Genomic DNA, 20,590 nt, shown 5'->3' with positions numbered 1-20,590 from the left:
GTACGGTGCTGAAATTTCTCCCTGCGCGGGGCAGTCAGGCTCGGCGGACCGTTCATGGTGACCGCGCCGCCGGCGCGCAGGTTCTCATCGGGCAATGTGATCTCGCGCGAACACGCCCCCGGCCTGCGCGGACAACTGGGCGAGCAGGTCTCTGGTGTAGAGCCCCTCCGGGGGCAGGATTCCGCCCACCACGGCGAGGTACCGCTCGGTGAGCTGTGGCGAGTCCTGGACGACGCGCAGCATGGCGATCCGGTCGGGGGTGGGGTCGAGGCGCGCCGTCACCAGGTTGGTCTGGTAGTTCGGGGCCATGTGCTCGTCCCGCGCGACGGCGAAGCGCGAGAGGGCGGCGTCGAGCCGGGCCGGATCGCCGATGGTCGCTGCCGGGTCGTCGCCGCCGAGTTCGCCCGCCAGCAGCTCCGACTGTACGAACGCGTCGCTGATGCCATGGGCGTTGATGGAATCCTTGTGGTGGCCGGCATCGCCGACCAGGACCCAGCCCGGGCCGTTGGCGCGGCGGAAGAAGTTGCGTTGGTTGCCGGTCCCGTACAGCCGGTCGGTGATCGTCGCGTCGGCCAGCCGCTGCCACAGGTCGGGTGCGGTGGTCGCGATGGTGGCCCGGTAGGCGGTCATGGCGTCGCGCCGGACGCGGTCGAACTGCGCCTGCGGCAGGTACGCGGCGATCAGCGTGAGGTCGTCGTGCGTACGCAGCGCGGCCACCCAGCCGCCGGGGCGCTCGTAGATCTGGAAGTCGGCCCCCGTCACGCCCGCCCAGTAGGTGTAGTAGACGCAGGTCAGGTTGGGGTGCTGGGCGTACAGGGGTGCGTCGACCAGCCTGGCCACGGTGGAGCGCATGCCGTCGGCGCCGACGACGAGGCGGGTCCGCTCGGTCACCTCGGCGCCGTCCGCCGTCCGCAGGCGTACGCCGGTCACCCGGCCGTCGTCGTCGGTGGTCAGGCCGGTGACCGTCGTGCGGTCGCGCACCTCGGCGCCAGCCGCCGCGGCAGCCTCGGCGAGGATCGTGTCGAGCACGTAGCGACGCGGCGCGTAGGCGCCGACCACGCCCGGCAGCGTCGGCGCCGGCCCGCTCAGGCAGACGTCGGCGACGCGGTAGGTGACGGTCTGCAACGGCGGGGCGCCCGACTTGTGCACCTGGTCCAGCAGGCCCCAGCGAGCCAGCCGCTCGACGCCGGATTGATGGATGTACAGCCCGGACAGGGTGTCGCTCGGGAACCTCGCGCGATCCAGCAGGAGCACCCGGTGTCCCGCCCGGGCCAGCAGGAGCGCCGTGGTCGCACCCGCACAGCGCGCCCCAACCACAACAGCGTCGTAGGTCACCGCTTCATGGTCGGGCGGGTGACGAGACCAACCAACTTTCTCCGTGCTGGCCAGCCACAAGCGCTGGTCGCGTCCCGTCTCGCCGGGGGAGCGCCCTCCGCGTCGGGGCCCGGAACCTCCGCACGCTCAGAGAGGCGACGCGCCCGTCGGGGCGTCGAAGATGGACGCGCGGTCGCCGGGAGCGGCCACCCCCGTGGTGCTCCATCCACGCTTCCGCTACGACCGTCGGTGAAGGAGAGCAGGACGATGACGAGGCCGGGAGTTCTTCCACTGGCAGGTCAGGAACAGAAGATCGCAGGGTGTCCGCGCGTGTGGTCGCTGCGGACGTCCGCGACTCCCCGGCCGCCGGGTTCGGCGGCCCATTCCCCGGTACGTCCGAACGGGGATTCCGGGCCCTGGCGAGAACCGACTGTCCGCCGAGAACCCTGCGGCTCACGTATCAACAGCTGGAGGTTCTGGCGATGAAGATGAGTCTTCAGCCCGTTCAGGAATTCGTCGGCGCTGATCCTCGCTACCACTGGGACTATCCCAGCCCGGGAGCGGTGAATCCGCTGAGGAAGCTCGGCTCGGTGTGGTATTTCGGTCTGCCGCTCACCTCCGCGCACCGCGACGCCCACAACGCCGGTGACGCCCTGGGCGAGGGACTGACCGAGGAGGACCGCTACCGCAACGAGGGCTCGGTGTATCCGCATGCCAGCCTCGTAGAGATGATCACCTATCAGGCCAGGTGTTTCCCGGACATCGCCTGGCGCTACATGGACATGGGGCATCTGGGCTGGCCGGAGGTGCGGGCCGCGATCAACGAGGATCCGCCCGACGTGGCGGCGTTCTCGGTCTACACCGCGACGACCCTGTGGGCGATGATCGTGGCGGCGGAGATCAAGAGAGTGAACCCCAAGGCCGTCGTGGTGTTCGGCAACGACCATGCCGGGATCCTTTACCAGGAGACGCTGACCGGCAAGTACGGCAGCCGCGTGGTGGACTTCGTCAGCACCGGCAACAACGGCCCCTTCACGATGATGGGTCTGCTGACACACCTGCAGGGCGGGCTGGATCTGCGGAAGGTTCCGTCCCTGGCGTACCGGGTGCCCGGTGGCGAGGTCGTGAATCAGGACGCCGGGACCTTCCCGCTGAACCGGCGGATTCTTCCCGACTACCGGTTGATCCTGGACCAGCTCGAGAACCACTACGACCGCGCGTTCAACGTCTGGTACGCCAAGCACTACGACCTCAAGCGGATGGTCACGGTTCCGCTCGACGGCGGGTGCACCTGGGGCAAGCGGCCGGGTCGCCGGTGCATGCACTGCTCGATCCAGGGACTGACCCCCAAGACGGTGGACGTCGCGTCGGCGATCCCGGTGCTGGAGACGATCGTCGGGGATCTCGGCGCGAACGTCTACGCCTGCGGTGACTCGACGCTCGGCTTCTCGAGCGAGCAGTGGGACGGGAACATCTCCTACCTCAACGACATGGCCGAGGCCTGTGCCAAGTCTCCGATCCTGCAGAAGCAGCGGTTCATGCTGGCCTACGGGCTGGTGTACGAGTTCCTGGAGTCCGCCGAGCTGTGCAAGGGGTTCGTGCGTACGTGGAACGTGGGGCTGGAGGCATTCGACCCCAAGCTGCTCAAGGCGGATTCCAAGGGCATCAACAAGGGGCCGGAGCGGATCTCCGAAGCGCTGGAGCTGGCGCGTTCCCTCGACTACAAGCTCTTCGCGTCGGGGATCATGGGCCTGCCGGGGACCACGCTGGAGAACCTGCGCAGCGAGGTGGACAGCTGGCTCTCGATGGCCGAGACCTATCGCGACCTGATCACCAGTATCTCCGTCGCACCACCCGGGATCATTCCCGGCTCGCGCATGTACTGGGAGAGCTACAAGACGCATCCCCAGGTCCGGGCCTCGCACGGTGAGATCCTTCCGGCGAGGCGGCTGACGGCCCTGTACATCCGCGAGAACACCGAGGTGGAACTCGAGGACGTCGAGGCCGCGATCACCGATCTGAGGAACGGGATCGCCGAGCTGAACGGCGTCACGGAGCACATGAAGTTCGGCTACTACATGCTCGGCGGCCGAGACGAGGACGAGGCCCTGGAGTATCGCCTCCTCGACGAGATCTGCTCTCAGCTCGACTGAACCGTGGGCCCGCACTCCCGATCCCGACCGGACCGCCGAGCGGCTCGGCCCGCGGCTGGACGTCCCGTGGTGGCGACCCGGCGTCGACTCTGCCGCCCGACGCCGGCGACGTGCCGGTGAGGTCCGCGACCTGCGACCGCGGCACGGCCATCCGCTCGCGTGGCACAGCGCGTCCCGCGGCCGGCCGCGACCGGCGGTCCCAGTGGACGGCGATCGGCTGTATGCGGACCGCCGGGCGCGCCCGTGACGTCCGGCGGGCATCTCGATCAGTTCGCCGTACCACACCGTGATCAGTCGCGCCGAAGGCTGCGTCCATGTCAGGAGAGGAACCAGCTCATGTCGAGAACGCCGGACCTGGACACCATGTTCAGGTCGCCTGAGAACATTCCTGTCGGCGAGTCGGTGATCCGCGGGATGACCCGCGCCTGCCAGACCGCGAACGCCGTCAACCTGGCGCAGGGAATACCGAGCTACCCGCTTCCGTCGAGCCTCGCAGAGGCCGCCGTCGCGGCCATCCGGTCGAACGACAACCAGTACACCTCACCCCGCGGCAGCGAGCAGTTCCTCCAGGCCATCAGTGAATTCGAGCAGCGCCGCTGGAACATGCCGGAGCCCTACGACCCGGAAACGCAGATCTGCGTGACCTGCGGGGCCACCGAAGGAATGCTGGCCGCGCTCCTCGCCGTGGCGGAGCGGGGGTCCAATGTCATCATCGTCGAGCCGGCCTACGAGTCCTACGCGGTCAACCTGCGACTCATCGGTGTGGAAGCCAGGTACGTCCAGCTGAAGGGCCCCGACTGGGAGCTCGACCCCGCAGCCGTCGCCGCCGTCGCCGACCGGAACACCCGCGCGGTCATCGTCAATTCACCGCACAATCCCACGGGGCGCGTCTTCACGAGGGACGAGACCCAGGGTCTGGCCGATGTCTGCCAGCGGCTCGGCATCGTCGTCATCCATGACGCGATCTACGACGAGCTCTACTTCACGAGTGAGCGACCCGCCCGGATCTCCGACGTCCCCGGCATGGAACAGCAGTCGATCACGATCAACGCCCTCTCGAAGATGTTCTCCGTGACCGGCTGGCGGGTCGGCTGGGTGACCGGGGCGCAGAATCTCATGGAGCGTGTCGCCCGGGTGCACGACTTCCTCACGATCGCCGCCCCGAGCCCCTTCCAAGCGGCCGGTGTCGCGGCGCTCTCGTTGCCGGAGAGCTACTTCGACGAGCTGCGGGACGTCTACCGGCGGCGACGGGACATCCTGGTCAACGGACTCGAGAAATGCGGCATCGAGTTCCAGCGGCCCGCCGGCGCCTACTACGTGATGTGCGACGCCACCTCCTTCGCGCTGCGGGGGGAGGAGGAATCGCAACTGGTCCAGCGCCTGCTGCGGGAGGGCGGCGTCGGCGTCGTGCCCGGCCAGTGCTTCTACGGTTCGACGGACCGGACGCGCCCACCGCAGATCCGGATCGCGTTCGCGAAGGGCGAGGACACGGTCGCCGAAGGCGTCCGCCGCCTCCACAGCTATCTCAGCGTGAACCAGTAGTGCCTTTTCAGATCGCTCCCGCCCGATGGTCCTGACAGCTCGACCGGAACGGGTGGGCGAGTGCCGCCCCGCGCACTTTCCGAGATACGTACGGGCTCGACAGGAAACGGATGTCACCCGTCGGCAATCGTGAAGGTGCGACAGGCAGGTCTGCCTGTGACTCTGGCAAGCGATCCGTCGGCGTCACCGACTAGCGGAATGAGATGCCATGATTAATCCATTCGAAGACCCTGACGCCCTGTACCTGATTCTCGTGAACAACGAGGGTCAGTACAGCCTGTGGCCCGCCGCCATCGCCGTTCCCGACGGCTGGGTCACCGCGTACGAAAGGAATTCCCGCTCGAACTGCCTCAAGTACGTGGAAGAGCATTGGACCGACATGCGGCCCAAGAGCTTGATCGAAGCCGACCGTGGGTGAGCGGAGCAATCGTGACGATGAACATCAGTGACCAGGTGACGGCGGATTCTTCTGCTCCTGCGAGGGAGGTCCTGGGTGAGCTGTTCACGGCGCAGGTGGCCCGGACCCCGGATGCGGTCGCAGTGGTGTTCGAGGACACGGTGCTGTCGTACGCGGAGCTGGACGCGCGGGCGAACCGGCTGGCCCGGTACCTGGTGAAGCAAGGTGCCGGCCCGCAGCGGTTGGTCGCCGTGGCGATGGAACGCTCCGCGGAGCTGATCGTCGCGGTCCTGGCGGTCCTCAAGTCCGGTGCCGCCTACCTGCCGGTCGACCCCGCCTACCCCGCCGACCGGATCGCCTTCATGCTCGCCGACGCCGCTCCGACGGCTATCCTCGCCTCGCGCAACGTGGCCGCGACCACCCTCGGCGTGGCATCGAACAGCGTGAGCGGCGCGCGGGTGATCGCGGTCGACGACCCGGCGATCCACGCTGCCGTGGCAGCCCTGCCCGCCACCGACCTGTCTGATGCGGACCGTGTCGCGCCGCTGCTGCCCAGCCACCCCGCCTATGTGATCTACACGTCGGGGTCGACGGGGCAGCCCAAGGGTGTCGTGGTCGAGCACCACTCCGCGGCGTGGTTGGCGTCCTGGGCAGCGTCGACGTTCGGCGCGGACCAGTTCAGCCGGGTGCTGGCGTCGACGTCGTTGAGCTTCGACGTGTCGGTGTTCGAGGTGTTCGGACCGCTGGCCTGCGGCGGCTGCGTGGAAGTGGTGCGGGACGTGCTGGTGCTGGCGCGTGGCCGCTGGTCCGGCAGCCTGATCAGTACGGCGCCCTCGGCGATGACGGGGGTGCTGGCCGCGGCGGATCCCTCCGCGTCCGCGGACGCGCAGACGGTGGTGCTTGCGGGCGAGGCGTTGACCGCGCCGGTGCTGCGGGCCGTGCGGGCGGCGGTGCCCGGCGCCCGGGTGGTCAACGCGTACGGGCCGACCGAGGCCACGGTGTACGCCACGGCCGGGGACATGGCGGCGGAACTCGAACTGGTCGACGGACCGCTGCCGATCGGCCGCCCGCTACCGGGCGCGCGGGTGTACGTGCTGGACGAGGAGTTGCGGCCCGTTCCGGCGGGGGTGACCGGCGAGCTCTACCTCGCGGGTGCGGGGCTGGCGCGGGGGTACCTGAACCGACCGGGGCTGACGGCGGAGCGGTTCGTGGCGTGCCCGTTCGATGCGGGGGAGCGCATGTACCGCACCGGAGACCTGGTCCGATGGGCCGACGACGGCCAGATCGTCTTCGTGGGACGCGCTGACGACCAGGTGAAGATCCGGGGCCTGCGGATCGAGCCGGGGGAGATCGAGTCGGTGCTGGCCGCGCAGCCGGGAGTAGGCCGGGCCGTGGTGGTGATGCGGGAGGACCGTCCCGGTGAGCCGCGGCTGGTCGGTTACGTGGTGCCCGCGCCCGGCAGCCGGGTGGACCCGGCGACGGTACGGCGGGAGGCCGCAAGGACGCTGCCGAGGTACATGGTGCCGGCCGCGGTGATGGTGCTGGACGCGCTACCGCAGACGGTGAGCGGCAAGCTGGACCGGCGAGCGCTGCCGGCGCCGGACTTCGGTGCGGCGGTCGGCGACCAGGATCCGGCCACCCCGCACGAGGCAGTGCTCGGTGAGCTCTTCGCGGAGGTCCTGGGCCTCGACCGGGTCGGCGTCGAAGACAACTTCTTCGACCTGGGCGGGCACTCGCTGCTGGCGACCCGCCTGATCAGCCGGGTGCGGTCGGTGTTGAGCGCGGAGTTGGACATCCGCGTGGTGTTCGAGAACCCGACGGTGCGGTCGCTGGCGCGGTCGCTGGCGGGGGCGGACAGTGCGCGGCCGCCGTTGGTGCGGGTGGAGGACCGGCCGGAGCGACTGCCGTTGTCGTTCGCGCAGCAGCGTCTGTGGTTCATGAACGAGTACGACGGCCCGAACGCGATGTTCAACGTGCCGTTCGCGTGGCGGCTGCGCGGCGGGCTGAATGCGGAGGCGCTGACCGCGGCGCTGCGGGACGTGACGGGTCGCCACGAGGCGCTGCGCACGGTCTTCCAGGTCGCCGACGGGCAGCCGTACCAGAGGGTGGTGGACGCGGCGGCGGCGGTACCGCGGGTGACGGTGGCCGAGGCCGATCAGACGAGCCTGCCGGGCTTGCTGGAGGGGGCCGTACGGCACGTCTTCGACCTGGCCAACGAGCTGCCGGTGCGGGCATGGCTGTACCGACTGGGGCCCGCGGAGCATGTGCTTCTCGTCGTGATGCATCACACGGCCAGCGACGGCTGGTCGGCCGGGGTGCTGGTACGGGATCTGAGCGAGGCGTACCGGGCACGGCTGGCCGGGCGGGCGCCGGAGTGGGCGGACCTGCCGGTGCAGTACGCCGACTACACGCTGTGGCAGCGCCGGCTGCTCGGCGAGGACCGGGACGGCGGCGGCGTGCTGGCGGGGCAGCTGGAGTTCTGGCGCTCCGCGCTGGCGGGCCTGCCCGATCAGCTGGACCTGCCGACCGACCGGCTGCGGCCCGCGCATCCCACGCATCGCGGCGGCATGGTCCAGCTGGAGCTGGACGCCGAACTGCACCGCAGGCTGGAGGAACTGGCGCGCGAGCACCAGGTGACGTTGTTCATGGTGCTGCAGGCCGGGCTCGCGGTGCTGCTGTCGCGCAGCGGGGCGGGCACCGACATCCCGATCGGCACCATGGTGGCGGGCCGCACCGACGAGGCCGTCCACGATCTGGTGGGATTCTTCGGTAACACGCTGGTGCTGCGGGTGGACCTGTCGGGCAACCCGAGCGTCGGCGAGCTGCTGGGCCAGGTGCGGGAGCTGGACCTGACCGCGTTCGCCAACCAGGACGTGCCCTTCGAGCGCCTCGTGGAGGAACTCAACCCGGTCCGGTCCGCCTCGCGGCACCCGCTGTTCCAGGTGATGCTCACCTCCGATGACGACACCAGCAAGCACTGGCAGGTGCCGGGTCTGCTGGCGCAGACCGAGCCGGTGGTGGGCGAGACGGCCAAGTTCGACCTGACCATGTTCTTCCGCGGGGAGTACGCCGCCGACGGCTCGCCGACCGGGATCCGCTGCGCGTTCGAGTACGCCCTGGACCTGTTCGACGCGTCCACCGTGCAGGCCCTCGCCGGCCGGCTGACCCGGCTGCTGAGCCAGGCTGCCGACGACCCGGGCCGGCGGATCAGCGAGTTGGAACTGCTGACGCCGGCTGAGCGGGACCTGATCCTGCGCCAGTGGAACGACACCGTCCACCACGCTCCCGGAACGACGATAACCGAGGCCTTCGCGGCGCAGGTGGCCCGCACCCCGGACGCGGTCGCGGTCGTCGATGCCCGGACGAGGCTGACGTACCGGGAGTTAGACGAGCGGTCCAGCCGACTGGCGGCGGTGCTGACGACCGCGGGCGTCACGACGGAGTCGCCGGTGCTCGTCGTGATGAAACGGTCGGCGCAGCTCTGGGTGGCGCTGCTCGCCGTACTCAAGGCCGGCGGGGTGTACGTGCCCGCCAACGTGGCCTGGCCGGTGTCGCGGATCGCCCTGGTGGCCGACGAGGTGGATGCGGTGGCGGTGCTGTGCGACGAGGACCTGACGGGAATCGCCAAGGAGGCGAGCCCCGAATCGCCGGTCGTACTGGCCACGGCCGCGGACGCCGACACCGGGACGCGGGTGGACCTCCCGGACGGGGTGCGGCACCCGGACCAGCTCGCGTACGTGATCTACACGTCCGGGTCGACCGGGGTGCCCAAGGGAGTCGCGGTGGCGCACCGGGACGTGGTCGACATGGTGCTGGACCCGGCGTGGCCGGACGGCGTGCACGAGCGGATGCTGGTGCACTCGCCGCACTCGTACGACATCGCGACGTACGAGCTGTGGATAGCGCTGCTGCGCGGAGGCACCTGCGTGGCGGCGCCGGCGGAGGAGATGAGCATCGCCGACCTGGCGGAGGTGATCGCCTCGACGGCCCCGACGGCCATGTGGCTCACCTCGGCGTTGTTCGACGCGGTGTCGGTGGAACAACCGTCGGCGCTGGCCGGGCTGCGGATGGTCGTGGTCGGCGGGGACGCCGTGTCCGGCGTCGCACTGCGGCGGGTGGTCGAGCGGTGCCCGGGCGTGCTGATGGTGAACGGGTACGGGCCGAGCGAGTTGACGACGTTCACGACGTTGCACATGATGACCGACTTCTCGGACGAGGAGGCGGCGCGGCCGGTGCCGATCGGCGGGCCGATGGCCAACATGCGGCTGTTCGTGCTCGACAGCGCGCTGCAGCCGGTGCCGGTGGGGGTCACGGGCGAGCTCTACATCGCGGGCGCCGGAATGGCGCGGGGCTACATGAACCGGCCGGAGCTGACGGCGGAGCGGTTCGTGGCGTGCCCGTTCGGTACGGGCGAACGGATGTACCGTACGGGGGACCTGGTCCGGTGGGCCGACGACGGCCTGCTGGTGTTCGTGGGGCGGGCCGACCATCAGGTGAAGATCCGGGGGTTCCGGGTCGAGCCGGGCGAGATCGAGGCGGCGCTGGTCGCGCAGCCGGGGGTGGGCCAGGCCGCGGTGGTGCCGCGGGAGGACCGGCCCGGTGACCGGCGGCTGGTGGCGTACGTCGTGCCGGAACCCGGCGGCCGGGTGGATCCGGCGGCGGCACGGCAGGAAGTGGCCAGGACGCTGCCGGAGTTCATGGTGCCGACGGCGGTGATGGTGCTGGACGCGCTGCCGCTGACGGTGAACGGGAAGCTGGACCGGCGGGCGCTGCCGGCGCCGGACTACAGTGCCGCGTCCAGCGGCCAGGACCCGGCCACGCCACTCGAGGCGAAGCTGTGTGAGCTGTTCGCCCAGGCGCTGGGCGTCGACCGGGTGGGAGTCGACGACAACTTCTTCGACCTGGGTGGCCACTCCCTGCTCGCCGCCGTCCTGCTGGCTCGGCTGGAAGACCAGTACGGCATCAAGATCACCCTCAAGACCTTCCTCGCCAACCCTTCGGTCAACGGCGTCATCAGCCAGCCGCCGCTGCCCGGCGTGGACCAACGCGGCACGAGCCCCAGTGCTGTGTGACGGTGGCGACAGCGCCGGCCGGATCAGGGTGTGTGTCGTGAGCCGGGCCGGGCGTTTGGAGGTCGCGGCGCGACGGTGACCGAGAACTGAAGAGGTTTCCGGTGTGAGGTTTCGTCTGATCGAATCTCACACCGGAGACCTTTTCGCGCCCGTGGTGGTGACGAGGTCGATCAGCTGCCGGCTGCCCTGCCGCGGCCGTCGACCTGGCCGTCCGCCCGCGGACAGCGGCGGCGCCGCCCGGAATCGGGTCGGTGCGTTCGACCACGCGGGCCGCGCCGCGGCGAGGGAATCCGCGCCGCGACGGCGGTCACGACAATCCGACCGCACCAGGAGGAGAACGCATTGGCGATCTCGTGCTGGTGCGGTCGGATTGTCCAACCAATACCGTCCGGGTGAAGATCTCTCGAATAAGGATCCCCGGGTGCTTCTGTCATCTCCTCGGCTCGTACCGCATCGCGACCGCGCCCGACTCGAACTGCTTCTTGTCGACGAGCTTCAGGTCGAGCGACTTTGGGAGCCCCGCAAACAGAGTCGGTCCGTGTCCCGCCAGTCTCGGGTGGACCACGAACTCGTACTCGTCGATCAGATCCAGCTCTGCCAGCGCGAGCGCAAGTTTCACGCCGCCCAGGAACAAGCCATTGCCCGGCTCCTGCTTGAGCTGCTCAACGGCCTTCCCCAGGTCGCCACGCAGCACCTCGGCGTTCCAGTCGACCTGGTCCAGCGTGTTCGACACGACGTACTTCTTCGCCGCGTCGATCGTCCGGGCGAAGTGGTCCGTCGATTCGGGCCGCGTTCCCGGCCCCGCCGCCGGCCGCCACGCCTCCTCCATCATCTCGTAGGTCACCCGGCCGAATATGAGGGCATCGGCCCGGGCGAGGTTCTCGGCATAGTGTCGATGAATTTCCTCGCCTCCGGGTGATTCGCGATGGTCGCAGCACCCGTCCAATGTGACGTTGATGGAATACCGAAGAGGTCTCATCGCGTCAGGGTAACACCAGACTTCGGGCAGCCAAGGAGGTCATTGCGCCGGTCGCCGGCTGCTGATCACGGAACGGAAGCCAGGCCTCGGATGGCGCGGAAGTATTGCATCGGCCCGGACGAATTGACTGGCCCGCAGTGGATCGCACCCGGGCACAGGTCGACTGGGCGACGAGTAAGCCATCTTGGCACTCGCGATGTCCCGAAGGGCACTCGTTTCATCTGGCGCCGGCGTACTCGCGGGATCCGTATTGCCGCCGCGCTGAACGCCAACAGCCCGCCGACGCCGTGGTGCGCGGAGGCGCCGCGCCCGTTGCTCTCGGCGCGCAGGAAATGCGGGTGAAGCTTTCGCAACTCCAGCCGGGCCACCCAGCACACGCCCCCGGGGCGTCCGTCAGCCCCGCCTCGATCAGGCAAACCTTGACGTCGGGATCCCCACTGAGCCGCGCCGCGAGCATGCAGCGGCCGAACCGCCGCCGACAATCACGTAGTCGTGCATTCGCTCGTCCTCTGCTCTCGGTCCGACGCGCCCGCAGAATTCCCGAATCCGATTCTGTACGGCGGCTCGGGGCACGGCATCTTCGCGCTTGCCTGAAGCGCACGCCACTCATGTGTCGACGGTGACGAGGGCGAGAGCACCGCACATCGGAAGATGCCCGCCACGGCGCAGGCGACGACGATGACTGCGACGCGACGCTGCCCTGCCGGATACCGGAAAAGGATCAGTTCCCAACCGTTGAACAGCCCGGTCACGGCCTCGACGCGAGGCCCGGGCAACCTCCGAGATGCGACCGCCGCGTCTCGGGCCCCATCGTCGGCTTATGGGTGCGAACGCAACTTCGGCCGAAAGGCCATGGGTGGCTCGGATGCGGTCACGGCGCACGGCTGTCCAGCTACCGGCCGTCGGCAGAGATGGAGAGCAATCATGGGCTTGTCAATGACGGTCGACGTCGCCAGTACCCGGAACACGGGCGGCCGGACGCAGGCAGCAGATTCTCCGTGGTTCCCATCCAGCCCGTACGCCTCGTCGATGGCCGGCGTGGGCTCGGCCGTGTCGTCCACGTCCTTCTCGCAGCAGGACGTGCTGGACGCGTTCGACATCTCCGATCCGCGAATACGCTCGATATTCCTCAACAGCGCGATCCAGCGACGCTATCTGGCGCTGCCGCCGCTGGGGGAGGACGGCACCCGGCTGCCGGAGGCGCAGGGCGACCTGCTCGACAAACACAAGGCGCTGGCCGTGGACATGGGCGTGCGCGCGCTGCGCGCGTGCCTGGACGACGCGGGCGCCGCAGTGTCCGACATCCGCTACCTGTGCTGCGTCACCTCGACAGGATTCCTCACGCCAGGAATCAGCGCCCTGCTCATTCGCGAGCTGGGGATCGACCGGCACTGCGCGCGCACGGATGTCGTCGGAATGGGCTGCAACGCGGGACTCAACGCACTGAACGCGGTGTCGAACTGGGCGATGGCCAATCCCGGCGAACTGGCCGTGATGGTGTGCACGGAGGCCTGCTCGGCCGCGTACGCGCTGGACTCGACGATGCGGACCGCGGTGGTGAACAGCCTGTTCGGCGACGGCGCCGCCGCGCTCGCGGTCGTCGCCGGCCCGGGTTCCGGCGCCCTGGGCGAACCTGGTCGGCCTCGCATCCTCAAGTTCGCCAGTTGCCTCATCCCTGACGCATTGGAGGCCATGCGTTACGACTGGGACCGCGAACAGAGCCGGTTCAGCTTCTACCTCGATCCACAGGTGCCCTATGTCATCGGCGCCCACGCGGAACTCGTCATCGACCGCCTGCTGGCGAAGACCGGCCTGCTGCGTAGTGACATCAGGCACTGGCTGGTGCACTCGGGCGGCAAGAAGGTCGTCGACGCCGTGATGGTGAACCTGGGGCTGACCCGATACGACGTCCGGCACACCACCGGGGTCCTGCGTGACTACGGCAACCTGTCGAGCGGCTCTTTCCTCTTTTCCTATGAACGTCTCCAGCAGGAGAACGTCACCGCCCCAGGCGATTACGGAGTGCTCATGACCATGGGTCCAGGTTCCACGATCGAGACGGCGCTGATCCAGTGGTGACAGCGGAGACGGTCCGCACCGGCCGCAACGACCACCATGCCGCCGGCGCCGTGGACAGCGCACGAGGTGACCTCGAACTCCACATCAACGGCTCGAAACCGCTGACGCCGGCATGCGTCGCCGCGGTGGAGGCGATCTGCGCAGCGGTCGAGTCGGTCGAGGCCGCGACCATCCTTCCCGTCCATGTGTCCGGCGCGCCGGACGCGGGCTGGACGAGCCGCCTCGACGTGGCGTTGGTGACGAAGTGGGAACGTTCCCTGCGCCGGCTCGAGCGCCTCGGCGTCACGACCGTCGCGATCGCCTCCGGCGACTGCGGGGGCGTGGCCCTGGACGCCCTGCTCGCCACGGACTATCGCATCGCGACACCGGACGTCCGCCTGTCGCTGTCGGTGTACGGGGAGGCCACCTGGCCGGGAATGGCGGTCTTCCGCCTCGCCCAGCAGGTCGGCGGGACGCGGATGCGCCGGACGATTCTCTTCGGCGCCGCCATCGAGGCGTCCGAAGGCGTCGACCTGGGCCTGATCGACGAGTTGGCCGAGGATCCGGCCCATGCGCTGGTCGCCGTGGCGGCGATGACGAGACCGTTCTCGGGCACCGAACTGGCTGTCCGTCGGCAGCTCATGTTCGACGCCGCGACCACCAGTTTCGAGGAGGCCCTCGGCCGCCATCTCGCCGCCTGTGACCGAGCGTTGCGGCGGTCGGCCGCCACGGCGACGACCTCCGGCCCCGGCGCGACCTGAGCGGCTGGCCGGTGATATCCGGGGGCGGACGGTGGTCGACGGCTATCATCGATCCGCTGTCCCGTCGCCGAGGCTGAGCTGCGATGTCGAACGGGGGGAGACGGTTCTTTCACCGAGCGGCTCGGGGGAGCAGGATGTCGGGCTGGCGGATTCTCGTTCCCCGCGGGTCGCTGGACGACACCGTTCCGGCGGTCCGCCGATCACGCTGCGGGACCTGCTCACCTTCACCTCGGCATCGGCACGGTCCTCGCCGAGACGGGAACGGTCCCGATCGCCGACGCGCTGATCGCGATCGGCAGGACGGATCTGGACGAGTGGGTGCGCCGCCTGGGCGAGCTGCCGCTGGTCCACCAGCCGGGTGAGCGCTGGATGTACGACTCCGCCGCCCACGCCACCGGCGCGCTCATCGCCCGGGCCACCGGCAAGTCCCTGGAGGAGGCGGTGCGTGAGCGGATCTGCGAACCGCTCGGCATGAAGGTCAGCGCCTTCAGCGTGGAGAGTGGAAGTCTCGACCGGCTCGCGACGTCGTACGCCAGGGACAGCGCCCCCACCGGCGAGGCGGTCGTCGACGACCGCCGGACGGCGGTTCAGCCGGCCGGTGACGTTCGAGTGCGGCGGTGATGGCCTCGTCTCGACCGCCGACGACTTCCTCGCCTTCGCCTCGGCGCTGCTCGCCGGCGGTGTCCACGGCGGCGAGCGGGTGCTCTCGCGACCGTCGGTGACTCTGATGACGACCGACCACCTGACCCCGGCGCAGAAGGGGTCTCCGGGTTCGGGCCGGGCTACTTCGACAACCGGGGCTGGGGTTTCGGGATGGCGGTCGCCACCCGGCGCACGCGCCTGGGCCCCTCGGTGGGCAGCTACGGATGGTCCGGCTTCCACGGCACCGGTACAACGATCCCGCCGAGGACATGACGGCGATCGTCATCATGCAGCGGGCGCACATGGGCGACCAGACGCTGCCGATGTGGAACGACTTCTGGACCACGATCTACCAGGCGATCGACGACCGAGCCGCGGCCCGCTCGGTGGCCTTCTCCACCTCGAACGCGCTGACCGTGATGCCGGTGACCCGGACCCCGCACGGCCGGGCCAGCGACACCGCCGTCTCCCGGGACCGCGTCCGGCGTCCGGCACGTGCTCACCCGCACGCAGGCCGAGGCTGTCCGTGACCCTGCGACCGATCCGGGCCACGGCCTCGGTCAGCGTCGCGCTGTCGTCCTCGTCGTACCAGTAGTACATGCCTGGCCGTTGCGGAACTCGTCCTCGATCGGCGACCGTTCGTCGTAGTGCCTGCCGATGTCCGCCGGGTCGGGGAGTTCCGTGCCCATGGATCACTCCCCACTCTCGAGGTGCTTGGCACCCGTGTGCACCACCGGGCCGGGCATGCTCAGCCGGCGAGGTGCTGGTCCAGTTCGGCGACGGTGGGGTGGTCGAACAGTTCGTCGATCGACAACTCCAGTCCGAGTGTCTTGTTGATCAGGTTGATCAGCCGGATGCCGTCGAGGGACTGGCCGCTGAGGTCGAAGAAGTCGTCGTCCAGCCCGACGCGGGTCGTGGCGAGGGTCTCGGCGAACAACGCGCACAGGGTTTCCTGCCGTGGCGTTTCGGGTGCCCGGTACGCCGTCGGGTTGGTGAACACCGGTTCGTAGCGTTGCGCGTCGGGCGTGTGGGCGGCCTGCGCGACGACCTGCTCCCGAGCGGTACCCATCTTCTTCCCCCATCCGCGAGCACGGAACGGAACATTCCTCGCAGATCCACCGTGGCGGGGCTGGCCGCTCGACAGCATCTCCGCACGTGCGCCCACCTCGACCACCGGCCGATCGGCGCCGGGACGCGGGGGAGCAACCCGAGAGGTGCGACGCCGGCGAAGGACAGGCAATCCTCAGCTTCTGGCCAATCGTCGTTGCCAGCCCTTCCCATCCGTTACGAGGAGTGGAAATGATCCAGCAGAAGGCCATGGAGACCTCCCATGCCGCTCCGTCGTCCGGTGTCGCCGGTGGGGATCGCCCCCACGGCGAGACGGAGGTCATGGTCGAGCGCGTCCTCGCGGAGATGCTCGACCTCCCTGGCCTGCCGCGCGCGGCTTCCCTGTTCGATCTCGGACTCGACTCGATGTCGGTGACGATCGCCTGCGCCCGCCTGGAGCAGGTCACCGGGGTGCGGGTCAGGTTCACCCAGATATTCCGAACCCCCACCATCGCGCAGCTCGCGGCGTGGATCGACGCGGCCCGTGACGCGAGCGGTGAACAGGACGCCCCCGCCAAGCCGCTCGCCGCCGAGGGCGACGAGCTCGTGGCCATCACTCCGGTGCAGGCGGAGACGGTTCCGCAGAAGATCGTGGTCGAGATGGCCTGGTGGGTCGACGGCGAGGTCGACGAGGCGGTCCTGGAGAGCGCCGCGACCGATGTCCACCGCCGGCACCAGGCGCTGTACGCCCGGTACCTCAGCGGGCCGGAGCTCGGGCTAGCCGAGGTGCCGGCCGATCCGGGACAGGCGGAGTTCCACCGGCTGGGCGAGGAAGGCAGTGACGACGCTGCGCTCGAGGCGCTGCGGCGGACGCTGCGCAGGCCGCTCCGGCTCGACGAGGGAAAGATCTGGCGGTGCGCGGTCGTGCGCAGCAGGCAGAGCGGGCGCACCCTGTTCGGGCTGGCGGCGGACCACGCGGGGTTCGACGGCCGTTCGTTGGTCATCGTGACGGCAGAGCTGTCCGCGGCGTACGCGGCGCGCGCAGCCGGGGAGGCGCCGCGGTGGCCGAGCCGGACCGCGTCGCTCGCGGAGATGGCGTGCGACTTCCGGCACCAGCTCGCGTCGGCGGACACCGAGGCGCAGCGCCGGTACTGGCGCGACGAGCTCCATGAGCTCCCGCCCTGCCGGCTTCCCGGGCGCAGCGACGGGGTGTCGGAGCTTCCCCCGATGCCTGAGGGCTCGCGCTACTCGCTCCCGGGGCCGTCCGCCCTGCGCGAGTTCGTCGTGCCGCAGGCGCAGATGGAGAGCTGGGAGGCGTACGCCCGGGACAATGGCATGCCGCCATCCGTCTGTGTGGCGGCGGTGTACGTGGAGTCCCTCGTCCGGGCAGGCGGGACGCCTGACTTCGGCGTGATGGTCGCCGTCGCGAACAGGTCCGGCAAGGTGATCGACGGGACCGTCACCAACCGGGCAGCCAACATCGTGCTGCGCCCGAACGGCCCGTCCCGCTCGGGCGCGAACATCCTCGCGCGGACGCGCGAGGCGTATCTGGGGGCGATGGCCGCGCGCGACGTCCTCGTCGTCCCCGAGGAGTTGGGCAGCGCTCTCGGCGGCTCCGAGAAGACGATCCAGCTCGACCGGTTGGTGGCTCTCAACTACGTCCCGACACCCGAGCTCACCTTCGGCGACGCTGCCGGGACGCTCGTGACCGAAGGCGGCGCGCTCTCCACGCAGTCCCACTTCCCCGCCATGCTCATCGTGTCGCCGATCCCGGAGGGCCTCGACATCGCCCTGCAGGTGCGGACCGACATGCACGACGCCAGCCTCGCCGACCGGATCAAGGAGTGTTTCCTCGACATCATCAGCGGTGGGCCCGAGCGGCTCGAACTGGCGACCGCGTGAGTGGGGTGAGGATCGTGACCGTCCCCGCCCGGGCAGCCGGCTGACTCCTGATGCCGCTCGATCACAGCCTCGTCGGAGTGCCCGGCGAACCGTACGAGCGATCCTGGACCTCGACGGACGCGCTGCTGTACGCCGTGGGTGTCGGAGCGGGTCTCGGCGACCCGCTGCGCGAGCTCGCGTTCACCACGGAGAACAGCGAAGGCGTCGAGCAGAAGGTGCTGCCCACCTACGGCGTGCTGCTGACACGAGCCCCGGTGGCGCGCAGCATCGGCGTCTTCGACCGGGCCATGCTGGTGCAGGCCGAGCAACACATCGAGCTGCATCGGCCCCTGCCGGTCGCTGGCACGGTTCTCGTCACCTCCACCGTCACCGGGATGTACGACAAGGGGTCGGGCGCGCTGGTGGAGTTCAAGAGCGTCGCCGTCGACGTCGCCGACGGTCAGCCGCTCGTCACCGCCCGGTTCGGCATGTTCGTCCGGGGCGAGGGTGGGTTCGGGGGTGACCGTGGCGCCTCCGCACCGTGGCAGCCGCCCGACCAGGATCCCGACCGCCGGATCGTGCTGCGCACGAGGCAGGAGCAGGCGCTGCTCTACCGGCTCTCCGGCGACCGGAATCCTCTGCACACCGACCCGGCGGTCGCCGCGCGAGGTGGCTTCAGCCGGCCGATCCTCCACGGTCCGTGCACCTACGGCTTCACCGGACGGGTGCTGCTGCACGAGCTGTGCGGCTCCGACCCGGCCAGGTTCATATCGATGTCGGGCCGGTTCACCGCTCCGGTGACGCCGGGTGACTCGCTGGTCGTCTCGATCTGGCGCGGTGACGACGGCACCGCCTCGTTCCGAACCGCGAAGGAGGACGGGACCGTGGTCATCGACCGCGGTCGGCTGCGGTATCGCGGTCCCGCGACGCCGCGAATCCCTGGGCGCGAAACGACCACCGTCGAGGCGCGGGGGTGACCCCGCGCCTCGACGATCCCACCGGCGCGCGCTTCGCGAGGTGGGATCGTCGAGGCCGCGGAGGTGCTCGACACGCCACCATCCGGACACCGCGGACCGCGGGGGAGCGACTGATGGTGAATGAGATCCGAAACCGCTGCCGCCGCCACGTTTCGACAACCCCGCGTGCGGCGAACCGGTGGGCGGCTTCCGGTGTAACGCGGACACTCTGGGCCGCCGGGGGGAGTTCCGGCGGAACATGGTCCACCTGGTCCATCTAGTTCACGGCCTGGCCGACGGTCCAGAAAAGTTGATCAGCGTGACCGCCGCTCCGCACAGGATCGCGGCACCGCACGAGACCAGCACCCCGGTCTTGCCACGGGACGCGAGATGAGGGTTGCTGCTGTTGGCTCCGAAACCCCAGACGATCGCCGAGATGATGAGCGCGAGCACGCTCAGGAACAGGCCGACGGTCATCACCGCGCCCACGATGTCGCGCAACTGCGCGATCCCCGGAAGCCCGCTACTGTTGGGGTCAATATCGATCAGGCTTGGTCCTCCTGTCGGCGTGCGGACGTGGCTCGTCCGACAGACAGGTGCACCGACCGAGCCCGTCCGCGACCGCAGACGGCGACCCCATCGGGACGGGGCGATGCGACGGAGGTCGGGAATGGCCGCGACGTAAAATCGCAGTGAGGGCGAAGCGCCAGGCCGAGATTCCGGCACCGATGTGAGGGAGGGGTCAGGATGTTCGGTTTGAAGAAGAAGCTCAACGATCTGATGGCGCAGCTCAGGCCCGACCTGAGTCGGGAATCGCTCGGCGTCGGGCCCGAGTTCCCGGGCGTCGCCCCGAACCCGCTCCTGAGCAGTGATGCACGGAAGCGCAATGCGGAACTGCGTACGGGGGCGCTTGCGCTCGGCGTTCTCGTCGACTGGCGGGAGGTCAGCAGCGACGGCAGTCCACGCGTGGTCCTAATGTTCGACGTGGAGACCGCCGACGGCATCTCGTTCCGCGGTATTGCAGACGAAGACCTCACGATCACCGAGCTCACCCGACTCGCCCCAGGACAGACGTTGCCCGTGCGCTACCGGCCGGCCGTCATGGACCACTACGTCGCCCTTGCCCGGGACGCGGACCCCGCCCACGTGCAGCAGCTCTCTGACGAGATCGCGAGCCGCAAGCGGACCTGACCCGAAGCCATTGGCCGGATCCCTAACGACCTCGTGCACGGTTGCGAGTCCTTGAGTATCGATGATCGTTGTTCGTGCCATGGTTGGTGCTGCGATCATGATGAATCGTCGGATGACAGGGCTGTCCCGGCAGGTGATTGAGGGCTTGGTCGCTGAACTGGCGCCGCGGTGGCAGGCCCGTCACCGTGACCGGCTCGCCGCGCGAGCACGTCGTCGCAGCATCGGTGCTGGCGCGAAGCACCGGTTCGGGTTCACTGACCGCTTGCTGGCCACGCTGGTGCACTTGCGGCACGGGTTGACTCATGATGTGGTGGCCGCGTGGTTCGGGGTGCACCGATCGACGATCACGCGCAGCGTCGCGGAGGTGCGGCCGTTGCTGGCGGAGCGTGGCTGCCGGGTGCACGACGGCGTCCGGCTGCGCACCCTCGCCGACGTGGTCGCCTATCTGGGCCACCACCCGCGGGCGTTGATGGACGCCACCGAAGTGCGGGTCCGCCGACCAGTCGAGGGCCGGGCGGGTCGGCACCGGTTCGTGTCCGGCAAGGCCCGGCTGAACACGATGAAAGCCCTCGTGATCTGCGACCCGATCGGTCGGCT

At 69.5% G+C, this 20,590-nt stretch carries 15 protein-coding genes and 1 pseudogene; 12 read left to right on the top strand and 4 right to left on the bottom strand.

All coding sequences use genetic code 11. The features are described 5' to 3' along the window. Positions 1-84: 84 nt before the first annotated feature. On the bottom strand, positions 85-1,335 hold the full coding sequence (locus AB0G13_RS16135) for an NAD(P)/FAD-dependent oxidoreductase (RefSeq protein ID WP_357874632.1): 1,251 nt from the start codon (positions 1,333-1,335) through the stop codon (positions 85-87). A gap of 461 nt (positions 1,336-1,796) precedes the next feature. On the opposite strand from AB0G13_RS16135, the gene AB0G13_RS16130 reads away from it, so the two are divergent. The 4 genes from AB0G13_RS16130 (at position 1,797) to AB0G13_RS16115 (ending at position 10,478) form a co-directional block, all read left to right on the top strand. Next, positions 1,797-3,467, top strand: coding sequence for a hypothetical protein (locus AB0G13_RS16130; protein WP_357874629.1), 1,671 nt, complete (start codon positions 1,797-1,799; stop codon positions 3,465-3,467). A 243-nt stretch (positions 3,468-3,710) separates the two neighbouring features. Further along, positions 3,711-5,009: an aminotransferase class I/II-fold pyridoxal phosphate-dependent enzyme gene (locus AB0G13_RS16125; RefSeq protein ID WP_357874627.1), complete on the top strand. Its 1,299-nt coding sequence runs from the start codon at positions 3,711-3,713 to the stop codon at positions 5,007-5,009. 208 nt (positions 5,010-5,217) lie between these two features. After that, complete coding sequence (locus AB0G13_RS16120; RefSeq protein WP_357874624.1) at positions 5,218-5,427, top strand: MbtH family NRPS accessory protein; 210 nt, start codon at positions 5,218-5,220, stop codon at positions 5,425-5,427. 17 nt (positions 5,428-5,444) lie between these two features. Further along, complete coding sequence (locus tag AB0G13_RS16115) at positions 5,445-10,478, top strand: amino acid adenylation domain-containing protein (RefSeq protein ID WP_357874695.1); 5,034 nt, start codon at positions 5,445-5,447, stop codon at positions 10,476-10,478. Between the two features lie 430 nt (positions 10,479-10,908). Here AB0G13_RS16115 and AB0G13_RS16110 read toward each other — a convergent pair whose 3' ends face one another. Further along, complete coding sequence (locus tag AB0G13_RS16110) at positions 10,909-11,457, bottom strand: dihydrofolate reductase family protein (RefSeq protein WP_357874621.1); 549 nt, start codon at positions 11,455-11,457, stop codon at positions 10,909-10,911. Between the two features lie 936 nt (positions 11,458-12,393). Here AB0G13_RS16110 and dpgA point away from each other — a divergent pair. From dpgA to AB0G13_RS16090, 4 genes are all read left to right on the top strand, one after another. Next, positions 12,394-13,536: a 3,5-dihydroxyphenylacetyl-CoA synthase DpgA gene (gene dpgA, locus AB0G13_RS16105; protein ID WP_357874619.1), complete on the top strand. Its 1,143-nt coding sequence runs from the start codon at positions 12,394-12,396 to the stop codon at positions 13,534-13,536. Next, positions 13,533-14,276 carry an enoyl-CoA-hydratase DpgB gene (gene dpgB / locus AB0G13_RS16100; RefSeq protein WP_357874617.1) on the top strand — a complete coding sequence of 248 codons (744 nt, stop codon included), beginning with the start codon at positions 13,533-13,535 and terminating at the stop codon, positions 14,274-14,276. The genes dpgA and dpgB overlap by 4 nt, the downstream gene beginning before the upstream one ends. A 318-nt stretch (positions 14,277-14,594) precedes the next feature. Continuing rightward, the gene (locus AB0G13_RS16095; RefSeq protein ID WP_357874614.1) at positions 14,595-14,897 is read left to right on the top strand and encodes a serine hydrolase domain-containing protein; all 303 of its coding nucleotides are present in this window, start codon (positions 14,595-14,597) and stop codon (positions 14,895-14,897) included. A gap of 245 nt (positions 14,898-15,142) precedes the next feature. Beyond that, on the top strand, positions 15,143-15,448 hold the full coding sequence (locus AB0G13_RS16090; protein WP_357874611.1) for a hypothetical protein: 306 nt from the start codon (positions 15,143-15,145) through the stop codon (positions 15,446-15,448). A gap of 218 nt (positions 15,449-15,666) precedes the next feature. On the opposite strand, the gene AB0G13_RS16085 is transcribed toward AB0G13_RS16090, so the two are convergent. Further along, positions 15,667-15,987, bottom strand: coding sequence for a phosphopantetheine-binding protein (locus AB0G13_RS16085; protein WP_357874609.1), 321 nt, complete (start codon positions 15,985-15,987; stop codon positions 15,667-15,669). A gap of 230 nt (positions 15,988-16,217) precedes the next feature. On the opposite strand from AB0G13_RS16085, the gene AB0G13_RS16080 reads away from it, so the two are divergent. Together AB0G13_RS16080 and AB0G13_RS16075 are read left to right on the top strand one after the other, a co-directional pair. Further along, positions 16,218-17,867: a condensation domain-containing protein gene (locus AB0G13_RS16080; protein ID WP_357874607.1), complete on the top strand. Its 1,650-nt coding sequence runs from the start codon at positions 16,218-16,220 to the stop codon at positions 17,865-17,867. Between the two features lie 77 nt (positions 17,868-17,944). Further along, positions 17,945-18,823: a MaoC/PaaZ C-terminal domain-containing protein gene (locus AB0G13_RS16075; RefSeq protein WP_357874604.1), complete on the top strand. Its 879-nt coding sequence runs from the start codon at positions 17,945-17,947 to the stop codon at positions 18,821-18,823. 256 nt (positions 18,824-19,079) lie between these two features. Here AB0G13_RS16075 and AB0G13_RS16070 read toward each other — a convergent pair. After that, positions 19,080-19,351: pseudogene (locus tag AB0G13_RS16070) on the bottom strand (DUF6112 family protein). A 207-nt stretch (positions 19,352-19,558) separates the two neighbouring features. Between AB0G13_RS16070 and AB0G13_RS16065 the strand changes: the two are divergent. Together AB0G13_RS16065 and AB0G13_RS16060 are read left to right on the top strand one after the other, a co-directional pair. Next, entirely contained in the window at positions 19,559-19,993 is a 435-nt protein-coding gene (locus tag AB0G13_RS16065) for a hypothetical protein (protein WP_357874601.1), read from the top strand. 61 nt (positions 19,994-20,054) lie between these two features. Then, positions 20,055-20,590 (top strand): transposase family protein (locus tag AB0G13_RS16060; RefSeq protein WP_357874597.1); only part of this gene is annotated, 536 nt, incomplete at its 3' end.

This window comes from Micromonospora sp. NPDC023633, from assembly GCF_040640035.1.
Taxonomy (GTDB): Bacteria; Actinomycetota; Actinomycetes; order Mycobacteriales; family Micromonosporaceae; genus Micromonospora.
This window is presented reverse-complemented; position numbering and strand designations above follow the sequence as displayed.